We start from the raw sequence: 10,726 nt of genomic DNA, 5'->3' as shown, positions 1-10,726 counted from the left end.
CCCGTCCGGCGGGCGCTCCGTCGTGCGGAGGAGTCCGGCGCGGGCCCGAGAGCGTGGGTTCTGCACGAGCGGAGCCCGCGGTAGGTTTCATGCGTGCCAGATTCCACGCCCGCGGCCTCCGCGCCGGGCCCACAGCCCGTGCCCTCCGCCTCCCGTCCCGTCACCGGCCCGCCCGAGGCGGACTCCTCGTGGTCCGTCCGGAAGGCATTGCGTTCCCCGCGCCGACTCACGACCGAGGTGCTCGCCGGTCTCATCACCGCGCTCGCCCTCATCCCGGAGTCGATCGCGTTCTCGATCGTCGCGCAGGTGCCCGTCGCGATGGGGCTCTTCACCTCGGCGATCCTCGCGATCTCGATCGCCTTCCTCGGCGGTCGACCGGCGATGGCCTCGGGTGCTGCGGGATCCGTGGCGCTCGTGTCCGCACCGCTCGTCGTCTCCCAGGGGGAGAAGGGGCTCGACTACCTCGTCGTCGCAGTCCTCCTCATGGCGATCCTCCAGGTCCTCATGGGCGTCCTCGGGATCACCCGGCTCATGCGGTTCATCCCCCGCTCCGTCATGGTCGGATTCGTCAACGCCCTCGCGATCCTCATCGCGCTCTCGCAGCTCGAACACGTGCTCCACGTCCCCTGGGCGGTGTACCCGCTCGTCGTCCTCGGCATCCTCGTCGTCGTGTTCCTCCCGAAGCTCACGACCGTGGTGCCCGGACCGCTCGTCGCGGTCGTCCTCCTCACCGTGATCTCCGTGTTCGCCGGTCTCACGGTCCCGACCGTCGGGGGTGACGGCGGACTTCCGGACTCCCTGCCGACACTCTTCCTGCCCGACGTCCCCCTGAACCTCGAGACCCTCCGGATCGTCTTCCCCGTCGCCCTCGCGATGGCCCTCGTCGGCATGATGGAGTCCCTCATGACCGCGAAGCTCGTCGACGACCTCACGGACACCCACTCGAACAAGCGCCGGGAGGCCTGGGGCCTCGGCTTGTCGAACCTCGTCGTCGGCGCGTTCGGCGGCATGGGTGGATGCGCGATGATCGCGCAGACGGTCGTGAACGTGAAGGAGGGCGGGGCCCGCACCCGGATCTCGACGTTCTTCTCCGGTGTCTTCATCCTCGTGCTGTGCCTGTCGCTCGGGGAGATCCTCGGGATGATCCCGATGGCGGCCCTCGTCGCGGTGCTCGGCGTCGCGGCGTTCCGCACCTTCGACTGGCACTCGGTTCGCCCCTCGACCCTGAGCCGCATGCCGGTGTCGGAGACCGCCGTCATGGTCCTCACCGTCGTCGTCACGGTGGTCACCGAGAACCTCGCGTACGGCGTCATCGCAGGTGTCCTCGTCGCCTCAGTGCTCTTCGTCGGACGGGTCGCGCACCTCACCCGCCTCGAACGGGTCGACTCCTCGGACGCCGACGACGAACGCGTCTACCGGGTCACCGGGGAGCTGCTGTTCGCCTCCTCGAACGACCTCGCCACGCAGTTCGACTACGCGGGGGACGCCGAGGCGGTGCGTCGGGTCGTCATCGACCTCACCGAGGCACATGTCTGGGATGCGTCCACCGTCGCGGCCCTCGACGCGATCGAGACGAAGTACGCCCGCCACGGCGTGGACGTGGAGATCCGCGGTCTGAACGAGGACTCCGCCGCCCGCCACGGGAGGCTCAGCGGCGAACTCGGCTGAAGTCCCCGTCGGTCAGCGTCGGTCAGCGGCGGGTGCGTGCCCGGTGCGCGCGTGCCGGGCGGACCCGTTCGGGCCGCACACCCACACCCACGAGGTATGCCGGGACCGCGGAGAGCGCGGGGACCCGCCGGAACACCTCGGCGACCCGGCGGGGGAGTGCGAGGCCCGTGCCGGCGGACAGGGCTTCGGAGATGAGTGCGGCGGGACCGCGTTGCGCTGCCTGGGTGAGCACGGTCGGCACCATGCGGCGGCGTTGCAGACGGGCGAGGTCGGAGTCGCGGACCGTGCCGGTGCGCAGGGGTTCGGCAAGCGCGTTCGCGGCCGCCGCCCCGTCCTGCACCGCGAGATTCACGCCGACCCCGCCCACCGGGGACATCGCGTGGGCGGCGTCCCCGATCGCGAGGAAACCGCGCACCCACCACCGGCGGGCCCGGTTCGCGGCCACGTTCAGCAGCTTCACGTCCTCGAGGGTGAGGGAGTCGAGTGCCCCCGCGAGGTCCGGGACCGCCGAGGCAACGCGTGAGCGCAACACCTCGATGCCCTCGGCCCGGCGCGCGGCGTCGGACCCCTTGGGGATGAGCATGCCCGCCTGCACGTAGTCACCGCGGGGGATGAGGATGAAGAGCGAACCGTCGGGGGAGGAGCGGGGAAGAAGCGTCTCCCCGACCTCGATCGGAGTGCCGTCCGCGTTCCGGGCGGGGATCCGGAACCACCACACGTCGAATCCGACGGGGATGTCGATCATCGGCAGACCCGCGTCCTCCCGGAGCACCGAGGTGCGGCCGTCGGCGGCGATCGTGAGGCGCGCGGTGATCGTGCCGGTCCCACCGGTGCGGTGGTCGCGGTACGTGATACCGGTGACCTGATCGGCGGGGACGATCGTGCCGGCGGTTGCCCCGCCGGTCGAGGCGTCCTCGCCCCCGGGCGCGCCCCGGACGAGCCCGGTCGCCTCCACCTCGGTGAGGAGCGTGAAGCGGGGTTCGCGCTCACCCGCCCGTGCGAGGAGGTCGAGGAACTCCCACTGCGGGGCGAACGCGATGTACGGGTACGGATGTCGCAGACGGGAGAAGTCGACGAGGCGCACGGACGTGCCGTCCTCGGAAGGGAACTCGACCCCGGTCACGTGATTCGCGGGCAGCTGCGCGAACTCCTCCGCGAGCCCGAGGTCCGCGAGGAGCTGCAAAGAGCTCGGGTGGATCGTGTCGCCGCGGAAATCGCGGAGGAAGTCCGCGTGTTTCTCGAGGACGAGGACGTCGACCCCGGCGCGGGCCAGCAGGAGGCCCGCGATCATCCCGGCGGGGCCTCCACCGGCGATCACGCACGTCGCCGAGGCCGGGACGCGGGCGGAGGCACTCACGACGCGGCCCTCAGACTCCGGCGAGGAAGTCGCGGATCGCGGTCCGCGCCTCGTCGGGGAGGGGTTTGAGGGGCGCCGGGAGGCAGTCGGGGCCGACGAGGCCGAGCTCCTCGGCGATCGCCGCGCTCACCCGGGCGCTCCCGCCGTACCGCGCGCACAGGTCCCACAGCGGCTGGAGTCCTGCGCTGAGCACGAGTGCCCGGTCGCGCTCGCCGGCCTGTGCGGCGCGGGTGATCGTGAGCATCGGCTCCGGGAGGGTGCCGCCGACCGCGGTGTACCAGAGGTCCGCGCCGCCGGTGAGCGCGGCCGCGCCCTGCGCATCGCCGGAGATGCCGATCGCCGTTCCCGGTGCGCACACCGTCCGCAGACGGTCGATCCGGGCCTCGGCCGCTGCCGGATCCGGGTCCGCCGGCGGGATCTTCACGGAGGCGACCTGCGGGAGGGCGGTGATCGCGGCGTAGAGGTCCTCGCTGTACGTGACGTGAGTGGTGCCCGGGTTGTCGTACACGATGACCGGCACGGAGGACGCCGCGCTCACGGCCTCGAAGAGTCCGAACACCTCGTCGTCGCGCAGCGCCTGGTAGGTCGGGACCGCCACGAGCACCGCCTGGGCGCCCGCCGCCTGCGCATCCTCCGTCGCCTCGAGCGTCCAGGAGGTCCGCAGGGTGCCGACGCCCACGAATACGGGCACGTCGCCGGCGGCGGCGACCGCCGCGGAAGCCACCTGCTTCCGCTCCTCGCGGGAGAGGTACATGTACGAGCCCGTCGAGCCGAGGGCCCCGATCGAATCGACGCCCGCTGCGGCGAGGCGTTCGACGAGGCGGGAGAACGCGGGCAGGTCCACCCGCTCGCCCGAGAACGGAGTGAGCGGGAAGGCGCTGAGGCCGGTGAAGAGTGAGGAGGTCATGGGGACCTTTCGGAGACGGGGAGGGAGAGGGGAGTGCGAACGGGTCAGGCGGCCGAGGTGAGCGACACCTGCCAGGTGATGCCGAAGCGGTCCTGTGCCCATGCGAAACGGGAGCTGAAGCCGTAGTCGCCGAGCGGCATGAGGAACTGGCCTCCCTCCGCGAGCGCGTTCGCGATCCGGTCGACCTCGGCCTCCTCGTCGAGTTCGACGAAGACGGAGATCGACGGGGTGAAGGTGAAGCCGTGCTGGACGAAGCTGTCGGAGACGTAGAAGCGCTGTCCGGCGACGCGGAAGGCACCCTGGAGCACTTTGCCGGCGACGTCGTTCATGCCCTCGGGGATCTCCTGGCCGGGCTCGAGGTTGCCCGCGGACTCCTTCGTGTGGCGTTCGATCGAGAGGATCTCCCCGTCCGCGAAGAGCGAGGTGTAGAAGGTCATGGCCTCCTCGGCGGCGCCCTCGAACATGAGGAACGGGGTGGCGGTCGCGGTCATGGCGGTTCCTTCCGGACGGGTGGGTGGAGATCCGACGGGTCGGGGGTTAGACGGGTCGGACTGTCCCGAAGGGCCCCGGAGGGTTCAGAATCCCTCGGGTAGGCGAGGAGTGTAGGGGGACTCGAGGGCGGAGAGCTCCTCCGCGGTGAGTTCGATCCCGGTCGAAGCTACCGCATCGTCGATGTGGTGGGGTTTCGTCGCGCCGACGATCGGCGCCGTGACGGCGCTCTGCTGCCGCACCCAGGCGAGGGCGACCTGGGCGCGGGAGACGCCCCGCGCCTCGGCGACGGAGGCGACGGCCTCCACGATCGCCCGGTTCGCCTCGATCTCGCCGGGCCCGCGGTAGAGCGTCTTCCCGAATTCGTCGGTCTGCGTGCGGGCGGTGGTCTCGTCCCAGTCGCGGGTGAGGAGGCCGCGGGCCAGCGGCGACCACGGGATGACGCCGACTCCCTCGTCCGCGCAGAAGGGCAACATCTCCCGTTCCTCCTCGCGCTGGAGGAGGTTGTACTGGTCCTGCATGGAGACGAAACGGGTCCAGCCGTGCAGGTCCGCGGTGTACTGCGCTTTCGCGAACTGCCACGCCCACATCGAGCTCGCGCCGATGTACCGCGCCTTGCCCGCCTTCACGACGTCGTGGAGGGCCTCCATCGTCTCCTCGATCGGGACCCGCGGGTCCCAGCGGTGGATCTGATAGAGGTCGACGTAGTCGGTGCCGAGGCGTCGGAGGCTGTCGTCGATCGCGCTCATGATGTGTGCGCGGGACAGACCCGCCTGATTGGGGCCGGGGCCCATCCGACCGTTCACCTTCGTCGCGATGACGACCTCGTCGCGGGTCGTGAAGTCGCGCAGGGCCCGGCCGACGATCTCCTCGGAGGTACCGGCGGAGTAGATGTCCGCGGTGTCGAAGGTCGTGATGCCGGCCTCGAGCGCCTGCCGGATGAAGGGGCGGCTCTCGTCCTCGGGCATCGACCACGCGTGCGCGCCGGCGTCGGGGACGCCGAAGCTCATGCAGCCGAGGACGATCTCGGAGATACGGAGGCCACTGTTTCCCAGGCGGATCTGCTTCATGCGTCCCAGTATGGTCCGCCGTGCTGCCGCGGGGGAGGGGTGGGTCACGTTTCTCGGAAGAAGCCCCGGGCACCTTCGGGCCCCGAGTGTGACGAGGGCGTGAATTCCGCCGGAACCCGCGCGATTTCACTCACAGGGCCGGAATCGTCCGCGCTGTGCTTCGGTTAAGCTGGATTGCCGCCCGCGAGAGGTGCGCGTCCGACACCCCGACCCGAACGGTCACCCACGTGTACGACGTGAGTGGGACCGCGAGGTCATCGGACGCACGTCCCACCTCTGGCCCGGGGCGGATCACCACCAGTGGCACGGAGCCTTCCTTGACGACTGCTGAAACCCAATCGTCGCGTCCGCAGAACGCGCATTCCGACACCATCGACCCTGCCGCGATGCGGGTCGTCTGGCTGCTCCTCGTGGCGGCCTTCGTGGCCATCCTCAACGAGACCACGATGGCGATCGCCATCCCCGAGCTCAACGCGACCCTCGGCATCCCGCCGGAGCTCGGTCAGTGGCTCACGAGCGCCTTCATGCTCACGATGGCCGTCGTCATCCCGACGACCGGTTTCCTCCTGCAGCGGTTCACCACCCGGCAGGTGTTCATCGCCGCGATGAGTGCGTTCTCGCTCGGAACGCTCATCTGCCTCGTGGCACCCGGCTTCCCGCTCCTGCTCATCGGTCGCATCGTCCAGGCCGGCGGTACCGGCATCATGATGCCGCTGCTCATGACGACGATGATGAACGTCGTCCCGCCGCACCGCCGGGGCGCCATGATGGGCCGCGTCGGCCTCGTCATCTCCCTCGCACCCGCGATCGGCCCGACCATGTCCGGGATCGTGCTCGACTCGCTCGGTTGGCGGTGGCTGTTCGGCATCGTCCTGCCGATCGCACTCATCTCCCTCGCCCTCGGCATCAAGTGGATGACCAACCTCGGCGAGACCACGCACGCTCCCATCGACGTCCTCTCGATCGTCCTCTCCGCGCTCGCCTTCGGTGGCATCGTCTTCGGGCTGTCGCAGCTCGGCGGCGGTCACGGCGGTGAGGCGGCGTCGTCCTCCGGTTCGAGCGAACTGTCCTGGGCGTTCATCGCCGGCGGAATCGTGTTCCTCGCGCTCTTCGTGTGGCGTCAGCTCGGCCTGCAGAAGAAGAACGATGCGCTCCTCGACATGCGGGTCTTCACCTCGAAGAACTTCGTCGTGGCGGTCGCCATCATGGCGGTCGTCGCCCTGGCGATGTTCGGCACCTTCTCCCTCCTGCCGCTGTTCCTGCAGAACGTCCTCGGACTGCCGGCGACGGAAGCGGGCCTCGTGCTGCTCCCGGGTTCGATCCTCATGGGTCTGCTCGGTCCGGTCATGGGGCGGATCTACGACGCCCGCGGCCCGAAGACGCTGCTCGTGCCCGGTTCGATCATGATCGTTGTCGCGATGTTCCTGTACTCGCGCGCCTCGGTCGACACCCCGGTCTGGCTTCTCGTCGTCACCCAGATCGTCATGTCGCTCGGTCTCGCGGGGTCGTTCACCCCGCTGTTCTCGGCGTCGCTCGGGTCGCTCGACCGGCACCTGTACTCGCACGGTTCGGCGGCACTCAACACGCTGCAGCAGGTGTTCGGTGCAGTCGGTACCGCAGTGCTCATCGGCATCTACTCCTCGCGTCTGCACGCGGGTGAGCAGCAGGGGCTCGACGCGGCTGCGGCCGGTGGCCCCGGTGCCCAGGCGGCGTTCACGCTCGCAGCCTGCATCGCCCTCGTTCCGGTCGTCCTCGCCTTCTTCGTGAAGAAGCCCGAGGAGGACGAGGCGAGCGGTCACCACGGCGGGCACTGAGCCGGTCGGGTCTTGATGGCCGTACGTATACGGTCCAGCGGGAGCGGCCGTCACCGAGAGGTGGCGGCCGCTCCCGCTGTATAAGCGTCCGCCGAGGTTGCGATTCCGGACGTTCCTCTCGCTCAGGTTGCGATTCCCTGCGGTCCTTGCGTTGAGGTCGCGATTCAGTGCTGGAAAATCGCGAAACGCAGCATTCGATCGCGATCTCGGCGTCGGGATCCGATGGCAATCGCGATCTCAGTAGCGGATGCGAGTGCGGATTGCCGCCCCGCCACCGACGGCAATCGAGATCTCGGCAGTCGATCCGTGTATCGCGTGTCTGGGGCAGTATCGGGTTGGGGCTAGAGAGTGCGATCGAGTGCTCGCGAACTCCTCGAGAGAGGCACCAGCACGAGGTCGAGATCACGATTCACTGCGCTCCATGCGTTGAGGTCGCGATCCCCTGTGATCCTCCCGTTGAGGTCGCGATTCAGTGCTGGAAAATCGCGAAACGCAGCATTCGATCGCGATCTCGGCGTCAGGGTTCGACGGCAATCGCGACCTCGGCAGTCGGAACTCGTGGCGCGAGTCCTGGGCCTCTGCAGGAGCGCCGAATCGTGACCGTTGTATCTCAGTTTCTAGTCCTCAACCTAGAAAACCGTATCGACGCCTTTTCTCCGATCGCCACCGTCCGCCGATGCGCCATCCGTACTCCCGTCCTGTTCGTCGTTCGTGGGTTCCTCCCCGGCCGTTGTCCTGGGGCGGGCCGGTGCCGGGGAGGAGGGGCGCCTCGACGGTGAGGCACCTCGGCGGGTGTGGCATCGCGGCTGGTTCCCCGTCCCGAACGGGACACTCCGCGCGGACGGAAACGGTGGGAAACACCGTGGGCGGAGGATGAGGACATGGCCTCCCTCTCCGACGTCGGTCTGCGCAGCGAGCGCGGTCCGATCCTCCTCGCGATCATGGTCGCGACCTGCCTCGTGGCGATGACGGCGACGATCGTCGCGACCGCCGTCCCCTCGATCGTCGACGACCTCGGCGGGTACGAGTCGTTCCCGTGGATCTTCTCGATCTTCGTCCTCGCGCAGGCGGTCCTCACCCCGGTGCACGCGAAACTCGCGGACCAGCTCGGCCGCAAGCCCGTCCTCCTGTGGGGGATCGGGGTGTTCCTCCTCGCCTCGCTGCTGTGCGGGTTCGCCTGGAACATGCCCTCGCTCATCGTCTTCCGGGCGCTGCAGGGAGTGGGTGCGGGCGCCATCATGCCGATGACGGTGACGATGCTCGGCGACATCTACTCGGTCGAGGAGCGGGCGAGGGTCCAGGGGTACGTCGCGAGCATGTGGGGGATCGCCTCGGTCGTGGGGCCGACGGTCGGTGGCGTGTTCTCCGAGCTGGGGATCTGGCGGTGGATCTTCTTCCTCAACGTGCCGCTGTGCCTGCTCGCCGCCTGGCTCCTCGTGCGGAACTACCGGGAGACCGTGGAGAAACGGGACTCGCGGATCGACTGGGGAGGCGCGGTGCTCCTCACCGCAGCGCTCACCCTCCTCATGCTCGGGATCCTCCAGGGCGGGGTCGCGTGGGCGTGGATGTCGACGGTGTCGATCGGAGTGTTCGCCGGCGGCTTCGTGCTGCTCGGGGTCTTCGTCCTCGTCGAACGACGCGCGCCGGAACCGGTCATCCCGCTGTGGATCTTCACGCGGCCGGTCGTCGCCTGGACCGCACTTCTCAACCTCGTCATGGGTGGCGTCATGATCGGGTACACCGCGTACGTGCCGACGTACCTCGAGGGCAGTCTCGGGGTATCACCCCTGGTGGCGGGCCTGGCGCTCGCGACGATGACGATCGGGTGGCCGGTCGCGGCGGCACTGTCCGGACGCGTCTACCTGCGGCGCGGCTTCTCCTTCGCCATCACGTGCGGCACCGTGTGCGTCGCGGTGGCGGGTGTCGCGATCGCGTTCCTGTCGGGATGGCCGAGTCCGTGGGTCGTCGGGGGCCTCCTCCTCGTCACGGGATTCGGGCTCGGGTTCGTCGCGGCGCCCAGCTTGGTGCGGGTGCAGTCGAGCGTCGAGTGGGCCGAACGCGGGGTCGCCTCGGGAACGGTGATGTTCTCGCGGGCGATCGGGCAGTCGCTCGTGGCGGCCGGCCTCGGGGCGATCGCGAACGGGATCGTCCTCTCCCGAGGCGGGGACGCGCAGGACGTCGACACCGTGATCGCGTCCTCGGGCGCCGTGTTCTGGGCCGCGGCGGTGTGCGGGGTGGCGATGGTCGTCATCGCGGTGCTCACACCGAGCGATCGGAAGCGGCGGGCGCGGCCACGGGCCGTCGAGGACTGAGGGGGCCGAGGCGTGACCGGGGAACATACGCGCCGATCGGGGAGTATGTGGATGTCTAGCTCTGGTACTAGATATTCGGATACGGGGCTCGCGATCGGTGTCACAGTGGAAAGTCAACGGATTCCACGAGGACGACCGAATGGGTTGGCGTTTCGCGAGAAGGCAACGCATTCGGTTTCCCTGGGTGAATCCGTTGCCACACTCCGGCACGCAAGGCTGCCCCGGCTCGCAAGGCTGGCGCGGCACCCCGCCGTTCAGTACCGCGGGCGGACCCATACCTCGGTGATCTGGGCATCCGCCGGGGCGTCGACGACGTGCCGGACCGAGCGGGCGACCGTCTCCGGTTCGAGGCGGAAGCGGTCGGCGTCCGGCGACATCGGGGTGTTCGTGGGGCCGGGGGCCACCGTCGACACCCGCACACCCTCGGCCGTCACCTGCTGACGGAGTCCGTCCGCGACGACCTGGAGCGCGTGCTTCGAGGCCGCGTACACCGTGTGCCCGGGAGTCGCCACGCGCGAGGCGCCCGACCCGATGAACACGACCGTTCCCGCGGCGTCCCGCAGGCGGTGGAGGAGAACCCGGGTGATCTCCGCCGGGGCGATCGCGTTCGTCGCGAAGTGACGCTGCCAGTCGCGGGGCTTCGCGGTCTCCACGGTGAAGCGTTCGGCGATCGCGGCGCAGTGCACGAGGACATCGACCCGCGGCACCTTCCGGAACGCGTTCTCGAGGCCCTCGAGGTCCATGAGGTCGACGACGTGCGGCAGGACGCGGCCGTACGGCTCGCCGGAAGCGTGCGCTGCCTCGGCCTCCTTCTCGACCTCCGCCGCGACCGCGGCGAGGCGTTCCGCGTCCCGGCCCACCGCCACGACGTTGTGGTCACGCGCGAGGTCCCGGACGATCCTCGCGCCGATGCCGCTCGAGCCACCGGTCACCACGGCGACGGGAAGGTTGGACTGTTCGATCGCATCCCAGGTCATGTGCCGATTCTCCCGGAAACCCGAGGCGCGGGGAAGCCTCGGCGAGCGCCCACTGTCGTACCGGCGGCACGACGGGAGACCGGGAAAGGAACGAGGGACCGGCCCTGGGCGTGCCCAGAGACGGTCCCTCGA

The 10,726-nt window shown here is 69.6% G+C and carries 8 protein-coding genes; 3 read left to right on the top strand and 5 right to left on the bottom strand.

The window, feature by feature from the left end:
- Positions 1 to 93: 93 nt before the first annotated feature.
- Complete coding sequence (locus tag ABD172_RS00485) at positions 94 to 1,668, top strand: SulP family inorganic anion transporter (RefSeq protein ID WP_425546628.1); 1,575 nt, start codon at positions 94 to 96, stop codon at positions 1,666 to 1,668.
- A 22-nt stretch (positions 1,669 to 1,690) separates the two neighbouring features.
- Here the strand turns inward: ABD172_RS00485 and ABD172_RS00480 are convergent, their stop codons facing one another.
- The 4 genes from ABD172_RS00480 to ABD172_RS00465 all read right to left on the bottom strand — a co-directional run bounded on the left by ABD172_RS00480 (position 1,691) and on the right by ABD172_RS00465 (position 5,491).
- Positions 1,691 to 3,025: an FAD-dependent oxidoreductase gene (locus ABD172_RS00480; protein ID WP_344305932.1), complete on the bottom strand. Its 1,335-nt coding sequence runs from the start codon at positions 3,023 to 3,025 to the stop codon at positions 1,691 to 1,693.
- Positions 3,026 to 3,035: 10 nt separating this feature from the next.
- The gene (locus ABD172_RS00475) at positions 3,036 to 3,932 is read right to left on the bottom strand and encodes a dihydrodipicolinate synthase family protein (RefSeq protein ID WP_344305930.1); all 897 of its coding nucleotides are present in this window, start codon (positions 3,930 to 3,932) and stop codon (positions 3,036 to 3,038) included.
- A gap of 44 nt (positions 3,933 to 3,976) precedes the next feature.
- Positions 3,977 to 4,423, bottom strand: a complete 447-nt coding sequence (locus ABD172_RS00470; RefSeq protein WP_344305929.1) for a VOC family protein — start codon at positions 4,421 to 4,423, stop codon at positions 3,977 to 3,979.
- Positions 4,424 to 4,507: 84 nt separating this feature from the next.
- Complete coding sequence (locus ABD172_RS00465) at positions 4,508 to 5,491, bottom strand: aldo/keto reductase (RefSeq protein WP_344305928.1); 984 nt, start codon at positions 5,489 to 5,491, stop codon at positions 4,508 to 4,510.
- A 386-nt stretch (positions 5,492 to 5,877) separates the two neighbouring features.
- Here ABD172_RS00465 and ABD172_RS00460 point away from each other — a divergent pair, with 386 nt between their 5' ends.
- Complete coding sequence (locus tag ABD172_RS00460) at positions 5,878 to 7,305, top strand: DHA2 family efflux MFS transporter permease subunit (protein ID WP_344306160.1); 1,428 nt, start codon at positions 5,878 to 5,880, stop codon at positions 7,303 to 7,305.
- A gap of 881 nt (positions 7,306 to 8,186) precedes the next feature.
- On the top strand, positions 8,187 to 9,617 hold the full coding sequence (locus ABD172_RS00455) for an MFS transporter (protein ID WP_344305927.1): 1,431 nt from the start codon (positions 8,187 to 8,189) through the stop codon (positions 9,615 to 9,617).
- 254 nt (positions 9,618 to 9,871) lie between these two features.
- Here ABD172_RS00455 and ABD172_RS00450 read toward each other — a convergent pair whose 3' ends face one another.
- A complete protein-coding gene (locus tag ABD172_RS00450) occupies positions 9,872 to 10,594 on the bottom strand; it encodes an SDR family NAD(P)-dependent oxidoreductase (protein WP_344305926.1) in 723 nt (240 codons plus the stop codon).
- Positions 10,595 to 10,726: the final 132 nt, after the last annotated feature.

Source organism: Brevibacterium samyangense (assembly GCF_039529845.1).
Classification (GTDB): domain Bacteria; phylum Actinomycetota; class Actinomycetes; order Actinomycetales; family Brevibacteriaceae; genus Brevibacterium; species Brevibacterium samyangense.
This window is presented reverse-complemented; position numbering and strand designations above follow the sequence as displayed.

Coding starts and splice junctions, on each gene's coding strand:
- ABD172_RS00465 (WP_344305928.1), bottom strand. CDS start 5,491: ATGAAGCAGATCCGCCTGGGAAACAGTGGCCTCCGTATCTCCGAGATC.
- ABD172_RS00460 (WP_344306160.1), top strand. CDS start 5,878: ATGCGGGTCGTCTGGCTGCTCCTCGTGGCGGCCTTCGTGGCCATCCTC.
- ABD172_RS00475 (WP_344305930.1), bottom strand. CDS start 3,932: ATGACCTCCTCACTCTTCACCGGCCTCAGCGCCTTCCCGCTCACTCCG.
- ABD172_RS00470 (WP_344305929.1), bottom strand. CDS start 4,423: ATGACCGCGACCGCCACCCCGTTCCTCATGTTCGAGGGCGCCGCCGAG.
- ABD172_RS00455 (WP_344305927.1), top strand. CDS start 8,187: ATGGCCTCCCTCTCCGACGTCGGTCTGCGCAGCGAGCGCGGTCCGATC.
- ABD172_RS00450 (WP_344305926.1), bottom strand. CDS start 10,594: ATGACCTGGGATGCGATCGAACAGTCCAACCTTCCCGTCGCCGTGGTG.